The 17,261-nt window shown below is 38.9% G+C and carries 17 protein-coding genes; all 17 read left to right on the forward strand.

Features of this window, described 5'->3' with window-relative positions:
• Positions 1-66 precede the first annotated feature (66 nt).
• A complete protein-coding gene (locus tag AC4NPH_RS12785; protein WP_014458177.1) occupies positions 67-402 on the forward strand; it encodes a DUF3679 domain-containing protein in 336 nt (111 codons plus the stop codon).
• A gap of 128 nt (positions 403-530) precedes the next feature.
• Positions 531-2,354: a translation elongation factor 4 gene (lepA, locus tag AC4NPH_RS12790; RefSeq protein WP_013059246.1), complete on the forward strand. Its 1,824-nt coding sequence runs from the start codon at positions 531-533 to the stop codon at positions 2,352-2,354.
• A 175-nt stretch (positions 2,355-2,529) separates the two neighbouring features.
• Complete coding sequence (gene hemW, locus AC4NPH_RS12795; RefSeq protein ID WP_013059245.1) at positions 2,530-3,669, forward strand: radical SAM family heme chaperone HemW; 1,140 nt, start codon at positions 2,530-2,532, stop codon at positions 3,667-3,669.
• A 91-nt stretch (positions 3,670-3,760) separates the two neighbouring features.
• Positions 3,761-4,789: a heat-inducible transcriptional repressor HrcA gene (gene hrcA / locus AC4NPH_RS12800; protein WP_013059244.1), complete on the forward strand. Its 1,029-nt coding sequence runs from the start codon at positions 3,761-3,763 to the stop codon at positions 4,787-4,789.
• Between the two features lie 105 nt (positions 4,790-4,894).
• Positions 4,895-5,455 (forward strand): nucleotide exchange factor GrpE, encoded by a 561-nt coding sequence (gene grpE / locus AC4NPH_RS12805; protein ID WP_013059243.1) that lies wholly within the window; start codon positions 4,895-4,897, stop codon positions 5,453-5,455.
• Positions 5,456-5,485: 30 nt separating this feature from the next.
• The gene (dnaK, locus tag AC4NPH_RS12810; RefSeq protein ID WP_013059242.1) at positions 5,486-7,303 is read left to right on the forward strand and encodes a molecular chaperone DnaK; all 1,818 of its coding nucleotides are present in this window, start codon (positions 5,486-5,488) and stop codon (positions 7,301-7,303) included.
• A gap of 235 nt (positions 7,304-7,538) precedes the next feature.
• Complete coding sequence (gene dnaJ, locus AC4NPH_RS12815; protein WP_013059241.1) at positions 7,539-8,669, forward strand: molecular chaperone DnaJ; 1,131 nt, start codon at positions 7,539-7,541, stop codon at positions 8,667-8,669.
• A 117-nt stretch (positions 8,670-8,786) separates the two neighbouring features.
• Positions 8,787-9,728: a 50S ribosomal protein L11 methyltransferase gene (gene prmA, locus AC4NPH_RS12820; RefSeq protein ID WP_013059240.1), complete on the forward strand. Its 942-nt coding sequence runs from the start codon at positions 8,787-8,789 to the stop codon at positions 9,726-9,728.
• Between the two features lie 19 nt (positions 9,729-9,747).
• The gene (locus AC4NPH_RS12825; protein WP_029320160.1) at positions 9,748-10,500 is read left to right on the forward strand and encodes a 16S rRNA (uracil(1498)-N(3))-methyltransferase; all 753 of its coding nucleotides are present in this window, start codon (positions 9,748-9,750) and stop codon (positions 10,498-10,500) included.
• A 5-nt stretch (positions 10,501-10,505) separates the two neighbouring features.
• Positions 10,506-11,864 carry a tRNA (N(6)-L-threonylcarbamoyladenosine(37)-C(2))-methylthiotransferase MtaB gene (mtaB, locus tag AC4NPH_RS12830; RefSeq protein WP_013059238.1) on the forward strand — a complete coding sequence of 453 codons (1,359 nt, stop codon included), beginning with the start codon at positions 10,506-10,508 and terminating at the stop codon, positions 11,862-11,864.
• 226 nt (positions 11,865-12,090) lie between these two features.
• Positions 12,091-12,264, forward strand: a complete 174-nt coding sequence (gene rpsU / locus AC4NPH_RS12835) for a 30S ribosomal protein S21 (protein WP_013059237.1) — start codon at positions 12,091-12,093, stop codon at positions 12,262-12,264.
• A 15-nt stretch (positions 12,265-12,279) separates the two neighbouring features.
• Positions 12,280-12,723: a GatB/YqeY domain-containing protein gene (locus tag AC4NPH_RS12840; RefSeq protein ID WP_013059236.1), complete on the forward strand. Its 444-nt coding sequence runs from the start codon at positions 12,280-12,282 to the stop codon at positions 12,721-12,723.
• Positions 12,724-12,902: 179 nt separating this feature from the next.
• Positions 12,903-14,234, forward strand: a complete 1,332-nt coding sequence (locus AC4NPH_RS12845; RefSeq protein ID WP_098197271.1) for an NfeD family protein — start codon at positions 12,903-12,905, stop codon at positions 14,232-14,234.
• Positions 14,234-15,217, forward strand: coding sequence for a flotillin-like protein FloA (floA, locus tag AC4NPH_RS12850; RefSeq protein ID WP_013059234.1), 984 nt, complete (start codon positions 14,234-14,236; stop codon positions 15,215-15,217). Before AC4NPH_RS12845 ends, floA begins: the two co-directional genes overlap by 1 nt.
• Positions 15,218-15,248: 31 nt before the next feature.
• Positions 15,249-15,710, forward strand: a complete 462-nt coding sequence (locus tag AC4NPH_RS12855; protein WP_013059233.1) for a YqfB family membrane protein — start codon at positions 15,249-15,251, stop codon at positions 15,708-15,710.
• Positions 15,711-15,769: 59 nt separating this feature from the next.
• Positions 15,770-16,054 carry a sporulation protein YqfC gene (yqfC, locus tag AC4NPH_RS12860; RefSeq protein WP_013059232.1) on the forward strand — a complete coding sequence of 95 codons (285 nt, stop codon included), beginning with the start codon at positions 15,770-15,772 and terminating at the stop codon, positions 16,052-16,054.
• A 16-nt stretch (positions 16,055-16,070) separates the two neighbouring features.
• Positions 16,071-17,258, forward strand: a complete 1,188-nt coding sequence (gene yqfD / locus AC4NPH_RS12865; protein ID WP_028411649.1) for a sporulation protein YqfD — start codon at positions 16,071-16,073, stop codon at positions 17,256-17,258.
• Positions 17,259-17,261: the final 3 nt, after the last annotated feature.

Below are 17,261 nucleotides of genomic sequence, written 5' to 3' on the forward strand. Positions count from 1 at the left end.
AGTTCTTCACAATATAGTCATAATGGTTAGTACTACAGAAGATAAAGAAGTAAGGGGCCTAATAATATGATTAAATTTACTTTAAAATCAGTAGTGCTAACCATTTTTTTACTGTGCGTCGTATTTTTAGGGATGCAGACGGCTCAGCAAGGGTTGATTAAAATGAAGGGATATAATGATCCTTCGATTGAACATGTTATTAATGTGTCTAAAACATCAGATGGTCAGGTGGAAGCTGCTGTTTTAGGTTCAAAAAAAGTCGTGAACATTGATGAAAAACAGCAGTTTCTAGAAAAACGAAAGGCTTTTAACTTTTTCTCCTCGCTAGGTCAAAGTCTAGCGGAAGGCGTGAAAAGTACAATAGGAAAAGCTTTTAAGGCTATCCATCATCTTCTTAATTAAAAGCAGAATCTCTTTCTGCTTTTTTGTATGGAAAAATCCCCAATGGAATGCTTATTGAATGTTGACGAATGTGTTGTTATAATTTAATTTAGTGTATTTTGCCGATTTTCAGTAGGAGTGAAAAAAATATGGATAGAGAAGCAAGATTGAAACGACAATCGAAAATCAGAAACTTTTCGATTATTGCTCATATAGACCACGGTAAGTCAACATTAGCAGACCGTATTTTAGAAAAAACAAATGCGTTAACACAGCGAGAAATGAAAGCTCAGCTTTTAGATTCGATGGATTTAGAACGTGAACGTGGAATTACCATTAAATTAAATGCTGTGCAGCTTCAATACAAAGCAAAAGATGGAGAAGAGTATACTTTTCATCTAATTGATACACCGGGACACGTCGATTTTACATATGAAGTGTCGCGAAGTTTAGCCGCGTGTGAAGGTGCTATTCTAGTAGTAGATGCAGCTCAAGGTATTGAAGCTCAAACACTAGCAAACGTATATTTAGCGCTTGATAACAACCTTGAAATTTTACCTGTCATTAATAAGATTGACCTGCCGAGTGCAGAGCCAGAGCGAGTGCGTCAAGAAGTTGAAGACGTAATTGGGTTAGATGCGTCGGAAGCTGTATTAGCTTCAGCTAAAGCAGGAATTGGTATCGAAGAAATTTTAGAACAAATTGTTGAAAAAGTTCCTGCTCCTGAAGGGGATCCAGACGCACCGCTTCAAGCACTAATCTTTGATTCATTTTATGATGCATACCGAGGTGTAGTTGCATCTATTCGTATCGTACAAGGACGAGTAAAAGTAGGCGACAAAATTAAAATGATGGCAACAGGAAAAGAGTTTGAGGTAACGGAGCTAGGTGTGTTAACGCCAAAAGCCGTTGCTAAAGATGAACTTTCTGTTGGCGACGTAGGATTTTTAACAGCAGCTATTAAAAACGTTGGAGATACGCGAGTAGGGGACACGATTACTCTTGCTAAAAATGGAGCCAGTGAACCTCTTCCTGGTTATCGTCGTCTGAATCCAATGGTATACTGCGGACTGTATCCAATTGATACAGCGAAGTATAACGATCTTCGTGAAGCACTAGAAAAGTTAGAGCTAAATGACTCTGCACTTCAGTTTGAACCAGAGACGTCTCAGGCCTTAGGGTTTGGTTTCCGATGTGGATTCTTAGGGTTGCTTCACATGGAAATTATCCAAGAGCGTATTGAGCGCGAATTTAAAATTGATTTAATTACAACAGCTCCAAGCGTTATTTATGACGTGTATTTAACAGACGAGACTCATCTGTCTGTAGATAACCCGTCTAATATGCCGGACCCACAAAAGATTGAACGCGTAGAAGAACCGTATGTGAAAGCAACGATGATGGTACCAAACGATTATGTTGGTGCTGTGATGGAGCTTTGTCAGAAGAAGCGAGGCAACTTTATTGATATGCAGTACTTGGATGCTAATCGCGTGAGTATTGTATACGAAATTCCGCTAGCTGAAATTGTATATGATTTCTTTGATCAATTAAAATCAAATACAAAAGGCTACGCGTCGTTTGATTACGAACTTATCGGATATCAGCCTTCGAAGCTTGTGAAGATGGATATTCTTTTAAACGGCGAAACGGTCGATGCACTGTCCTTTATCGTGCACAGAGATTCAGCTTACGATCGTGGTAAAGTCATTGTAGAAAAGCTTAAAGAGCTTATTCCACGTCAACAGTTCGAAGTGCCGATTCAAGCGGCAATCGGTCAAAAAATTGTCGCGCGTTCAACAATTAAAGCCATTCGTAAAAACGTTTTAGCAAAATGTTACGGAGGAGACATCTCTCGTAAACGTAAACTTCTTGAAAAACAAAAAGAAGGTAAAAAACGTATGAAGCAGGTCGGTTCTGTTGAAGTACCGCAGGAAGCATTCATGGCTGTTCTTCGCATGGATGAAGATTAATAGCTGAAATTCTATTATTTAACATGTCAAATTAGTTTTGAAAATCAAGCTAATCTGATACGATAGTAAAGAGCTTTGAGCGCTGTAAATAAGTGTGAACGAACATAGATAAAAATACCGCAGAGAGACTCTGCGGTATTTTTATCATTTATAAATGTGATTGAGGTGGAAGTCCATGGTGAAGGCAGCATATCTGCACATCCCGTTTTGTCATCATATTTGTCACTATTGTGACTTTAATAAAGTGTTTTTCAAAAATCAGCCCGTTATGCCGTATTTGGAAAGCATGCGAGAAGAAATGAAACAAGCAGTTGAACATTATCCAACGACCAATTTAAACACGATATTCGTTGGGGGTGGGACGCCTACAGCCTTAGATGAACAGCAGCTAGAGTATTTTTTAGAATCCATTCGTATGTACCTCCCTTATGACGAAAAAGGTGAGTTTACATTTGAAGCGAATCCGAATGAATTGACAAAAGAAAAGCTTCAGCTTCTCCATGACTATGGCGTGAATCGTTTAAGCATTGGTGTACAAACGTTTAATGAAAGATTATTGGAGAAAATTGGACGTGTGCATTCAAATAGACAGGTATTTGATTGTGTTGAACAAGCGAGAAAGATTGGAATGTCGAATATAAGCTTAGACTTAATTTATAGCCTGCCGGAACAAACGGTAGCTGATTTTTCTTCTACGCTTCAAACGGCTTTTTCATTAGAGGTAGAGCATATGTCTGCCTATTCGTTGATTATTGAACCTAAAACGGTATTTTATAATTTAATGAATAAAGGAAAGCTACCCCTGCCTGCTCAAGAAGAAGAAGCAGCTATGTATGAGCTGCTTATGAAAGAAATGGACAAACAAGGTTTTCATCAATACGAAATCAGTAATTTCGCAAAGCCAGGCTACGAGAGTATTCATAATCTAACATATTGGAACAACGACGATTATTACGGAATTGGCGCAGGCGCACATAGCTATATAGACGGAATAAGACGAGCAAATATTGGACCATTAAAAAAGTACATTGATTCAGTCGAGCAAAAAGGAAATGCATATCTCAATGAAGTGAGCGTGACCGAGGCTGAAAAAATGGAAGAAGAAATGTTTTTGGGCCTTCGTAAAACGAAAGGAGTCTCAAAAGAGGAGTTTAAGAAAAAATTCAATCGAGAATTAAAAGATGTATTTGGAGAACCTATTCAAGAATACAAAGAGAAAGGACTTTTGGGTGAAGACAATAGCTCAGTCTTTTTAACACACAATGGTCGATTTTTGGGGAATGAAGTTTTTCAAGCCTTTATTGGGATAATCTAATATCAAATCGTTGACATCGCTATAGTGATTTGGTAATTTATTATTAGATTTAGCACTCAAAGTTTTAGAGTGCTAACAGAGGTGATGAAGCGTGCTTACTGATCGACAGTTATTAATTTTACAAGTCATTATTGATGATTTCATTCGATCTGCGCAGCCGGTAGGCTCTCGAACATTATCTAAGAAAGAAGAGTTTAATTTTAGTTCGGCTACGATTCGGAATGAGATGTCAGACCTAGAAGAACTTGGATTTATTGAAAAAACTCATACTTCTTCAGGGCGCGTTCCGTCTGAGAAAGGTTATCGTTATTATGTTGATCATCTAGTGTCCCCGCAGCACTTGAAAGCAAGCGACGTTTCCACGGTACGTTCGGTATTCGCTGAACGCATTGTAGAACTGGAGCAGCTCGTTCAAAAGTCAGCACAAATTTTATCTGATTTAACGAGTTTAACGTCTATTGTGCTAGGACCAAAAGCGGTCAGCCATAAGTTAAAACAGCTGCAGATTTTACCTTTAACGGCTCAATCAGCTGTTGCCATTATTGTGACCGATACAGGACACGTTGAAAGTCGGACGATTACGCTGCCGAGTAGTATTCAACCTTCCGATATTGAAAAAATGGTTAACATTTTAAACGAAAAGCTCATCGGCGTTCGCATTACTGATTTACATGATAAAATGTACAAAGAAGTAGCGACGCTCTTAAAAAGCCATATTCAAGGGTATGAGCAGACGATGGATATACTCAATGATGCATTAAAGCTCAACATGAATGGCAAATTAGTAGTTGGCGGCAAAACGAATATGTTTGCTCAGCCGGAATTTCATGACCTTAATAAAATTCGCGGGCTGTTTAATATTATTGAACATGAACAGCAGTTTTATAAGCTGTTAAGCCCAAATGAGGCTGGCATACATGTGAAAATTGGTCATGAAAATAAATTGAATGAAATGGTAGGGTGCAGCTTAATTACAGCTAGTTATTCCTTTGGTCACGAACAGCTTGGCACAATTGCTATACTGGGACCGACCCGCATGGAATATGCGCGTGTGATTAGTTTGCTTACACTGCTGTCATCAGATATGTCTCAAGTATTAACAAACTTGTATAAAGAATAAAGGAATCGGGTGGAATATATTACTTCCATCCTTTCCCTGTGATAAAATAAAAAACGTTGTTTAAAATGTGAAAATGTGTGTAAACATTTAAGGGAGGTGAATGAATTGTCAAACGAAAAGCAAGTAGAAGAACAAAACGAAGAAGTGGTTGAAGAAGTTCAAACAGACTCTGCTGAAGCAACTGAAGCTGAAGTGTCTGAGGAAGTAAACCCTCTTCAACAAGAAAATGATCAATTAAAGCAACAGCTTGAAGAAGAAGAGAATCGCTACTTACGTCTACAAGCTGATTTCGATAATTTCCGTCGTCGTTCACGTCTCGATGCAGAAGCTGCTCAAAAATACCGTGCTCAATCATTAGTTTCGGATATTTTACCAGCACTTGATAACTTTGAACGTGCATTACAAGTTAACACAGCAGACGAGCAAACTAAATCTGTGCTGCAAGGTGTAGAAATGGTATACCGTCAATTAGTAGAGGCACTTCAAAAAGAAGGTGTTGAAGCAATTGAATCAGTCGGGAAAACATTCGATCCATACGAGCATCAAGCAGTGATGCAAGTAGAAGACGATGAATACGAACCGAACACGGTAGTAGAAGAGCTTCAAAAAGGTTACAAATTAAAAGATAAAATCATCCGCCCTGCGATGGTTAAAGTGAATCAATAACACTACATATTATGAAGGAGGTCATTGTCAATGAGTAAGATCATTGGTATCGATTTAGGTACAACTAACTCTTGTGTCGCTGTATTAGAAGGCGGCGAACCAAAAGTAATTCCAAATCCAGAAGGAAACCGTACAACGCCATCAGTTGTGGCATTCAAAAACGGTGAGCGTCAAGTTGGGGAAGTAGCGAAACGTCAAGCTATTACAAACCCTAACACAATTATTTCAGTTAAACGTCATATGGGTACAGACCATAAGGTTGAAGCTGAAGGCAAGCAATACACGCCTCAAGAAATGTCAGCTATCATTCTTCAACATTTAAAAGGTTATGCTGAAGAGTATTTAGGTGAGCCTGTAACAAAAGCTGTTATCACAGTTCCTGCTTACTTTAATGATGCTGAGCGTCAAGCAACAAAAGATGCTGGTAAAATTGCTGGTTTAGAAGTAGAGCGTATTATTAACGAGCCTACTGCAGCAGCACTTGCATACGGATTAGAAAAAACAGATGAAGATCAAACAGTTTTAGTTTATGACCTTGGTGGCGGTACGTTTGACGTATCTATTCTAGAACTTGGCGACGGCGTATTTGAAGTTCGCGCAACTGCAGGTGACAACCGCCTTGGTGGTGACGACTTTGACCAAGTAATCATCGACTATTTAGTCGCTGAATTCAAAAAAGAAAACGGCGTGGATTTAAGCAAAGATAAAATGGCGCTTCAACGTTTAAAAGATGCGGCTGAAAAAGCGAAAAAAGATTTATCAGGCGTAACATCTACACAAATTTCTTTACCATTTATCACTGCTGGAGAAGCTGGTCCTCTTCACTTAGAGGTATCTTTATCACGTGCTAAATTTGACGAGTTATCAGCAGGCCTTGTAGAGCGTACAATGGCTCCTGTGCGTCAAGCTTTAAAAGATGCAGGCCTTTCTGCAAGCGAACTTGATAAAGTAATCTTAGTTGGTGGTTCAACTCGTATCCCAGCGGTACAAGATGCAATCAAAAAAGAAACTGGTCAAGATCCTCACAAAGGTGTAAACCCTGATGAAGTAGTTGCACTTGGTGCAGCAATTCAAGGTGGCGTATTAACTGGTGATGTAAAAGACGTTGTATTACTAGACGTAACGCCTTTATCACTAGGTATCGAAACAATGGGTGGCGTATTTACAAAGCTAATTGAGCGTAATACGACGATTCCAACAAGTAAATCACAAGTATTCTCAACGGCTGCAGATAGCCAAACAGCTGTAGATATTCATGTTCTTCAAGGTGAGCGTCCAATGTCTGCAGACAACAAAACGCTAGGTCGTTTCCAGTTAACTGATATTCCACCTGCACCACGCGGAGTACCTCAAATCGAAGTGTCATTCGATATTGACAAAAATGGTATCGTAAACGTTCGTGCAAAAGATTTAGGTACAAACAAAGAGCAAGCTATTACAATTAAATCTTCAACAGGTTTATCAGATGATGAAATCGATCGCATGGTAAAAGAAGCGGAAGAAAACGCAGATGCTGATAAGCAACGTAAAGAAGAAGTGGAACTACGCAATGAAGCAGATCAATTAGTGTTTACAACTGAAAAAACATTAAAAGATCTTGAAGGAAAAGTAGAAGAAGCTGAAGTAACAAAAGCTAACGAAGCAAAAGATGCTTTAAAAGCAGCGATTGAAAAGAATGACCTTGAAGAAATCAAAGCGAAAAAAGATGAACTTCAAGAAATCGTTCAAGCGTTAACTGTAAAATTGTATGAGCAAGCTCAACAAGCTCAGCAAGCAGGTGAACAAGGCGCTCAAAATGATGATGTTGTAGATGCAGAGTTTGAAGAAGTAAACGACGACAAAAAATAATGCATCTTGACGACTAACGTGAATGACGCCATGGTGCGATTCACATCTTTTTAAAAAGTCAAAGTCAAGCTTATTTCTTGGCTTTGACTTTTTTAACGTGGAAAAGCGAAAAGGAAAGTTTTTCACTTGGCTCTCTGCGTGCACGAGAGCAATAGAAAGTAACTTTTATGTTGCTATGGAATTATTAATAATGATACAATTACGTTTATGTGAAACGATTCGGGAGTGAGTATTGATGAGTAAGCGAGATTACTATGAAGTACTCGGTATCAGTAAGAGCGCTACAAAAGATGAAATAAAAAAAGCATACCGCAAGCTTTCTAAACAATATCATCCAGATATTAACAAAGCGGAAGATGCTGCTGACAAATTTAAAGAAGTAAAAGAAGCATATGAAGTATTGAGTGATGACCAAAAAAAAGCACAATACGATCAATTTGGTCATACTGATCCAAATCAAGGCTTTGGCGGCTTTGGTGGAGGCGGCTCAGACTTTGGCGGCTTCGGCTTTGAAGATATTTTCAGCTCGATCTTTGGTGGTGGTGGTCGCAGACGTGACCCTAATGCTCCGAGACAAGGTGCCGATTTACAATACACGATGACACTTTCTTTTGAAGAAGCTGTTTTCGGAAAAGAAACAACAATTGAAATTCCACGTGAAGAAACGTGTGAGACATGTCACGGTTCAGGTGCAAAACCTGGAACAAAAGTCGATACATGTTCGCACTGTAATGGTTCAGGTCAGTTAAACGTTGAACAAAACACGCCGTTTGGCCGCGTGGTAAATCGACGTGCGTGTCATCATTGTAATGGTACGGGAAAAATCATTAAAGACAAATGTGCAACGTGCCACGGTGACGGTAAAGTAACAAAACGACGTAAAATTAATGTTAAAATTCCAGCTGGTGTAGATGATGGTCAACAGCTGCGCGTAAGTGCTCAAGGAGAACCAGGGGTAAATGGTGGTCCTCCGGGAGATTTATACGTAGTGTTCCACGTGCGCACTCATGAATTCTTTGAACGTGATGGAGACGATATCTACTGCGAAATGCCTTTAACGTTTGCTCAGGCAGCGCTAGGTGATGAAGTAGAAGTACCAACTCTACACGGCAAGGTGAAGCTGAAGATTCCTGCTGGTACACAAACGGGAACGAAATTCCGTTTAAAAGGAAAAGGTGTGGCAAACGTACGAGGATATGGTCAAGGAGATCAGCATATTCACGTTCGAGTTGTAACTCCAACAAAAATATCAGAAAAACAAAAACAATTATTGCGTGAGTTCGCTGAACTGAGCGGTCAAGAAGCCGTTGATGAGCAGCATGATTCCTTTTTTGCAAAAGTAAAACGAGCAATTAAAGGAGAATAATTGTCTTTCATAGTAAACAGCGACAGGTTGGTAAAGGTACTTTGCCAACCTGTCATCTGTCATGTTCATATTTAAAATCCTATATTACTGAAGGCAGAAAGGATGAAGTTGGTAGCAATGAAATGGTCTGAAATTTGTATTCATACAGCGCAAGAAGCAATTGAACCCATCTCTCATATTTTACATGAATCAGGAGCTAGCGGGGTAGTCATTGAAGACCCTGCTGATTTAGTGAAGGACAGAGATACAACTTTTGGTGAAATCTACGATTTAAACGTAGAAGACTACCCAGAAGAAGGTGTAGTGATTAAAGCATATCTTCCAGTTAACAGCTTTTTAGCAGAAACTGTGGATGGTATCAAAAAAGAAATTAATGGACTGCTTGTTTACGACTTTGATTTAGGAGCTAACAAAGTTACGATCAGTGAAGTGAACGAGGAAGAGTGGGCCACTGCTTGGAAAAAATATTACCATCCCGTGAAAATTTCAGAGCGTTTTACGATTGTACCAACTTGGGAAAACTATGAAAAAGTAAGCACAGATGAATTGATTATCGAGCTTGATCCCGGAATGGCTTTTGGGACAGGTACGCATCCAACGACGGTTATGTCTCTTCAAGCATTGGAAAGAACAGTGAAAGCAGGAGATACTGTTATTGACGTGGGTACAGGTTCAGGAGTGCTAAGCATTGGCGCAGCTCTGTTAGGAGCAAGTAATGTACAAGCTCTAGACCTTGATGAAGTAGCCGTACGTTCTGCTGGCGAAAATATTGAACTGAATCAAGTTGGGAACGTCGTAACAGTAGGTCAAAACAACTTGTTGCAAGGTATAGAAGGACCGGTTGACATTGTTGTGGCGAATATTCTAGCTGAAGTAATCGTACGTTTTGTAGACGATGCTGCAAAGGTATTAAAGCCAGGAGGCATGTTCATTACATCAGGTATTATTAGTGCGAAAAAAGAAGATGTCAAAAAAGCGTTAACGGGAGCGGGCTTTGTTATTCAAGAAGTAACGCTTATGGAAGACTGGGTAGCAATTATTGCGCAAAAACAAGCTTAACAAGTGAGAAGGTGTCAAGATGCAACGTTATTTTCTTCCAAATGATCAATTTCAAGAGCAAAGTGTCATAGTGACCCAGGATGATGCCCATCATATCTCACGCGTCATGAGAATGAATGAAGGATCACAGTTTATTGCCTGTAATGAACAGGGGCAAGCTGCTTTGTGTGAAATTGAAAATATTTCCGCTAACGAAGTGAAAGCATCTATTATAGAATGGATAAGCGAAGAAAAAGAGCTTCCAGTCCATGTTACAATTGTGAACGGTCTGCCTAAAGGGGATAAGCTCGAGCTTATTATCCAAAAAGGGACAGAACTTGGGGCATATAAGTTTATCCCTTTTATTGCGGCTCGTTCAGTTGTTAAATGGGATGATAAAAAGAGTCAAAAAAAATTAGATCGCTGGAACAAGATTGCTAAAGAGGCTGCAGAACAATCTCATCGTACGATTGTACCAGCAGTAGAAGCCCCAATTTCTTTTAAAAAACTAGTAGAAATTAGCGGTGACTATACTCATAAAGTTGTAGCCTATGAAGAAAGAGCAAAGCAAGGAGAAACATCTCATCTGCACGCTGTTCTTTCGGCTTTAAAACCCGGTAATTCCGTGCTTGTGGTTGTAGGTCCAGAGGGTGGTTTGACCGAGCAGGAAGTAGAAGTATTAGAAGAAAATGAATTTACAATAAGCGGATTTGGTCCGCGAATTTTACGGGCAGAAACAGCTCCTTTATATGCGCTGTCTGCTATATCTTATCAAACTGAGTTAATGAGGTGACGATTATGTCAACAGTTGCTTTTCACACGCTAGGGTGTAAAGTAAATCACTATGAAACAGAAGCAATTTGGCAATTGTTCAAAGGCCAAGGCTATGAGCGTGTTGAATATGAACAAACTGCCGATGTATATGTAATTAATACATGTACGGTAACAAATACAGGAGATAAAAAAAGCCGTCAAGTTATTCGCAGAGCTGTGCGAAAAAATCCAGATGCGGTTATTTGTGTAACTGGGTGTTATGCTCAAACTTCGCCAGCTGAAATTATGGCCATTCCTGGTGTTGATATCGTAGTAGGTACACAAGATCGCGTTAAGATGCTTGATTATATTGAACAATTTAAAAAAGAGCGTCAACCGATTAACGGCGTAGGAAACATTATGAAAACACGCGTATATGAAGAGCTAGATGTACCGGCTTTTACAGACCGTACGCGTGCTTCGTTAAAGATTCAAGAAGGCTGTAACAACTTCTGTACATTCTGTATTATTCCATGGGCGCGCGGTTTAATGCGATCTCGTGATCCTAAAGAAGTAGTAGCACAAGCACAGCAGCTAGTAGATGCGGGCTATAAAGAAATCGTGTTAACAGGTATTCACACTGGCGGATACGGAGAAGACATGAAAGATTACAATCTTGCCCAGCTTCTTCGTGATTTAGAGTCTCAAGTAAAAGGATTAAAACGCATTCGTATTTCGTCAATTGAAGCAAGTCAAATTACAGACGAAGTGATTGAGGTACTAGATCAATCAGAAATGGTTGTACGTCATTTGCATATTCCTCTTCAATCAGGTTCAAATACGGTATTGAAGCGCATGCGTCGTAAGTATACAATGGAGTTCTTTGGTGAGCGCTTAAACCGTCTGAAAGAAGCTCTTCCTGGATTAGCGATTACATCAGATGTTATTGTTGGCTTCCCAGGTGAAACAGAAGAAGAGTTTATGGAGACGTACAACTTTATTAAAGAGCACGGTTTTTCAGAGCTTCACGTATTCCCGTATTCTAAACGTACAGGTACGCCAGCAGCTCGTATGACCGACCAAATTGATGAAGAAGTGAAAAATGAACGTGTGCATCGTTTAATCGAACTTTCAAATCAATTGGCAAAAGAATATGCTTCAACGTTTGAAGGAGAAGTACTAGAAGTAATTCCGGAAGAAAAATATAAAGAAGATCCTGAAAGTGGTTTATATGTAGGATATACTGATAACTACTTAAAGGTTGTGTTTAAAGCGTCTGAAGAAATGGTTGGAAAGCTTGTAAAAGTGAAAATTTCAAAAGCTGGATATCCTTATAATGAAGGTGAGTTTGTTCGCGTGCTAGATGAGGTTCATCTTCAAGATCAGGTGAAAATGAGTTCATAACACTTATTGGAAAGCTGCGTGTATACGCAGCTTTTTTCATACGTGTAAAAAAGCTGAACGAGTAATGTTTTATCAAGAAAGTTCATAAAATAAAGGGGGAATAACTGCATTACTTTATGTAAAGCGGTTGACCTTAAGGAATCATTATATTATAATTGCAAAAGACATGTCTAACATGTCATTTCATTATGATGTTAGTGGTTTTGTTCGGAGGGAGGGAATTAGAATGTCAAGAACAGTTGTTCGTAAAAACGAATCGCTTGAAGATGCTCTTCGTCGCTTCAAACGTTCAGTTTCAAAAACTGGTACGTTACAAGAAGCAAGAAAGCGCGAATTCTATGAAAAGCCTAGCGTAAAGCGTAAGAAGAAATCTGAAGCTGCTAGAAAACGCAAGTTCTAATAAGAGGGTGGATTTATGAGTCTTCTCGAGCGTTTAAATAGTGATATGAAACAAGCGATGAAAAACAAAGAGAAAGAGAAGCTTGGGGTCATTCGTATGGTCAAAGCATCTCTTCAAAACGAAGCCATTAAGTTAGGAACCGACCTAACTGAAGCAGACGAGTTGACGGTTATTTCTCGCGAATTCAAACAACGTAAAGACTCCCTCCATGAATTTGAGAAAGCAGGTCGTCAAGATCTTGTTGATAAAATTCATTCTGAATTAGCGGTTTTAGAAGTTTACGCTCCTAAACAGCTAACTGAAGAAGAGTTATCTGAAATTATTAAAACGACGATTGAAGAAACGCAGTCTTCCTCTAAAGCTGATATGGGGAAAGTTATGGGAGCGCTTATGCCGAAAGTAAAAGGCAAAGCGGATGGCTCTCTTGTTAATAAGCTTGTCCTTCAACACTTATCATAAAAAACACCTTACCTTGTGTAAGGTGTTTTTTATATGGATAATAATCGAACGTATGTTTTGTTTTTTCTGGTGCGAAGTATAAAATAGATAAATTTTAAAAAATTTGAAACTATTGTTAAAGTTATTCGTATATACAGATACATGCTCATACTATCTATGGAAGGAGGGAAGTGTATTCGGTGAAAACCTTATTTTCTTTCGTGTGCTTTCTTATCTTAGCCACTGGGTTATTCCCCACTATTAGCACCGCTGACGTGAAGCGCGTACACGTTATTCCTGTAAATAAAACGGTAGAAAATGGACTGCTTTCTTTTCTAAACAGATCCATTGAAGATGCGGAAAATGACGGTGCAGATTTGATTATATTGGACATAGATACTCCTGGAGGAGCTGTAGATGCAGCTTCTGAAATAGCTAAAAGCTTAACCTCAACACCTATTCCTACCGCTGCTTTTGTCGATAAAAAAGCATTATCAGCCGGAGCGTATATTGCACTTAACGCGGATCAAATTTATATGACACCCGGTTCTACAATGGGATCGGCAGCAGTGATTGACCAACACGGAAATGCCGCAGGAAAAAAAGCTCAGTCCTACTGGTTATCGGCTATGAAGAGCGCAGCAGAACAAAATAACCGAAACCCTAAATATGCAGAAGCGATGGCAAATACCAAGATGGTAATACCTGAGCTCAACTTAAAAGGAAACGAATTGTTGACGCTCACTCCGAAGCAAGCCGAGCAAGTTGGTTATTCAGAAGGGACTGTAAAAAATTTAGACGATCTCCTAAGCGTACTTGGCTATGAAGATGCTAAACTGACGTATGCAAAAATGAGTGTAAGTGAACAAATTGCTCGTTTTCTTACCCATCCGCTTGTTGTTCCCATTTTATTATCCATTGGTGCTTTAGGAATTGTAATTGAATTGTTTACGCCTTTATTTGGTATTGCGGGCTCTATTGGAATAGCTTCACTTCTTTTATTTTTCTATGGTCATATGGTAGCAGGATTAGCTGGCATGGAAGCGCTCGTTTTATTTATAGCAGGAATTATAATGCTTCTGTTAGAGATTGTAGTACCAGGCGGAGTTTTAGGACTACTAGGACTTGGAGCTATCATTTTAAGTTTTTTTATGTCAACAGATAATAATGTCGAAATGGGAATTTCTCTTGTAATTGCAATAGTGGTGGCACTGGGAGGTGCGTTTGTGATGATGAAATTTTTTAAAAGAAAGCTTACACCTTTCAAAAAAATGGTGCTTAATGATTCACTTAATACTGAATCTGGCTACGTGTCGAATCAAAATCGTTATGAATTAATAGGAAAACAAGGTAAAACAACAACACCGCTGCGTCCTTCAGGTACCGTGCTCATCGATGAAGAGTATGTGGATGTAGTCACTGAAGGCGGATATTTAGACAAAGATGTGTTAGTAAATATTATAAAAGTAGAGGGATCAAGGGTTGTGGTGCGGAAGCTTACAGAGCCTTTGAAAAAGGAGGACCTTAATTAATGGAAGTAGGTAGCGTATTGTTTTTTGTAGTTATTGGTCTAGCAATTATTGCTTTAGCTGTTTTTTTCACTTTTGTACCGATTATGCTATGGATTTCAGCATTAGCAGCAGGCGTTCGTATTAGTATTTTCACACTGGTCGGAATGAGACTTCGTCGAGTGATACCATCTCGCGTTGTGAACCCGTTAATTAAAGCAAGTAAAGCAGGTTTAGGTATTACCATTAATCAATTAGAAAGCCACTATTTAGCAGGCGGTAACGTTGACCGCGTGGTAAATGCGTTGATTGCAGCGCACAGAGCAAATATTGAGTTAACATTTGAGCGCGGAGCAGCTATCGACTTAGCGGGCCGTGATGTGCTAGAAGCTGTACAAATGAGCGTTAATCCAAAAGTTATTGAAACACCTTTTATTGCAGGGGTGGCTATGGATGGAATCGAAGTCAAAGCAAAAGCTCGAATTACTGTTCGTGCAAACATTGATCGACTAGTAGGGGGAGCTGGAGAAGAAACGATTATTGCCCGTGTTGGCGAGGGGATTGTTTCTACAATCGGTTCGCAAAAAGATCACAAAAAAGTATTGGAAAATCCCGATATGATTTCTCAAACGGTGTTAGGAAAAGGACTGGATTCAGGAACAGCGTTTGAAATCTTATCCATTGATATTGCTGACATCGATATTGGTAAAAATATTGGGGCAGTTCTTCAAACAGACCAAGCGGAAGCAGATAAAAATATTGCACAAGCAAAAGCCGAAGAACGTCGTGCTATGGCCGTTGCTCAAGAACAAGAAATGCGTGCAAAAGTAGAAGAAATGCGCGCAAAAGTAGTAGAAGCAGAAGCAGAAGTACCGTTAGCGATGGCAGAAGCACTGCGCTCTGGCAATATTGGCGTCATGGATTATATGAATATTCAAAACTTGACTGCTGATACGGATATGCGTGATTCAATTGGGAAAATGTCTAAAGAAGACGATGAGAAATAATGAATCAGCTTAACAAGGAGGTTTTCTCCTAATGAATATCGTTGAAACGCTTATTAAACTAATTATTAATAATGCTTTCATTTTTGTCATCATTGGAGGGATTATTTTTAACGTTGTGCAGCGTTTTATGGCTCAGTCAAAAGAGGAAGAACAGCAGCGTTCTAAAAGAGCTCCTATGCCTCCTGTAAACAATCCTTCAAGGCGGGAAAGACCTAGATATCGACCTGTCAAAGAAGAGCCGAAAACAGCTCGTATGGAGCCAGAAACTGTTCCTTCAGCAGAAACAAATCCTTTGCAAGAAAAATTGGAAGAGCTAAAAAATCGTTCGTATCATGAACCGTCTATTCAAAAGAAAATCACAGTTGACAAACCAAAAATTACGGGTGAGAAAAACGTTTTCAAGCCCATTTCTCGTAAAGAAGCTGTTCAAGGAGTGATATGGTCCGAAATTCTAGGGCCGCCAAAATCGAAACAACGTAAATATAAACGATAAATAGATGTGATACATTAACCCCCTTTCTCATAAACATGAGATGAAAGGGGGTTCTTTTTATGAGCAAAAAGTGGAGACACCAAATGAAAAGATGGATGACAAAAACAATGGAACTACCCGCTGATGTATTAATGGATCTTCCCCGTATTACGTTAGTTGGACAAATACACATTTATATTGAAAATCATAAAGGTTTATTAGCCTTTTCTGATACTGAAATACGCGTGTTACTAAAACAGGGACAAATGTTAATTCGAGGTGAAGGACTGGTCATTAAAGTAATACTGCCAGAAGAACTGGTTTTAGAAGGTAAAATCAATCAAGTTCTTTATTTAGAACAATAACACAAGGAGGAAAAAAATGAAGAATGGATGGACAAACTTTGTTATTGGTACCGTACGTATTCGAATTGTTGGAAAAGGAATTGAACGTTTTTTAAATAATTGTGTGAGACAACAGATTATGATTTCGAATGTCCATAAAGTTGACGGTCAGCTAGCGACAGCAACGATATTATTGAAAGATGTAAAGAAAATTCGTATACTAATTCGCAACGCAGACTGTAAAATTTATTTTATAAGAGGCAGAGGTTTTCCTTTTTTAACAAAACGAGTGATCAAAAATAGTGGGTTTGCTTTGGGTTTTCTTTCTTTTTTTATTATTCTTGGTTTGCTTTCCAACATGGTGTGGAAAGTGGAAATTAGCGGTGCAGAACCACAAACAGAACATCAAATGACTAAGCAGCTTGCCAAAATAGGTGTAAAAAGAGGGGAGTTTCAATTTCTGTTAGAGAGTCCTGAAAAAATTCAGCGCTATTTAACGGATAATATGAACAATATTACCTGGGTGGGAGTAGAAGTGCGCGGCACTTCTTATCACTTCCAAGTGGTTGAAAAAAATGAGCCCAAGCCTCAGCAAAAAACACCTTACCAACATTTAATTGCTAAAAAGAAAGCCATTATTACGAATTTGTTTGTCGAAAAAGGACAACCTTTAGTCAAGGTTAATGATTTTGTCAATGAAGGCGAGGTCCTAGTTTCCGGTATTATTGGAAACGAAAAAAATAAAAAAGTAGTAGCTGCTAAAGGGAAAGTCTATGGTGAAACATGGTATAAGTCTGAGGTGGAAGTGCCTTTAAAAACTGATTTTCAGGTATTAACGGGTAATGGATATACGAAGCACTATTTAGATTTTCAAGCTTTTAAAATGCCTCTTTGGGCTTTTAACAAAGAAAAATACGGCTCAAAGGTGACAGAAAAAGTGGAGCATCCACTCTATTTTTTTAAATGGAAATTACCTCTGTCGTATGAGAAAGTTGCTGTACGAGAAGAACAGAACTCGCAGCGCGTCTATTCTAAACAAGAGGCGGTGGAAAAAGCTTTGGAAATTGGTCGAAAAAAATTACTATCGACTTTAGGTGAGGATGCTAAAATAAAAGGTGAAAAAGTTTTGCACCAAGAACAGGACAATGGTAAAGTTAGATTATCAATACATTACCAAGTTATAGAAAATATTGCGAACACTCAACCAATTATTCAAGGAGATTGATGA

It is taken from the genome of Priestia sp. MDV22-iso46 (assembly GCF_058629175.1).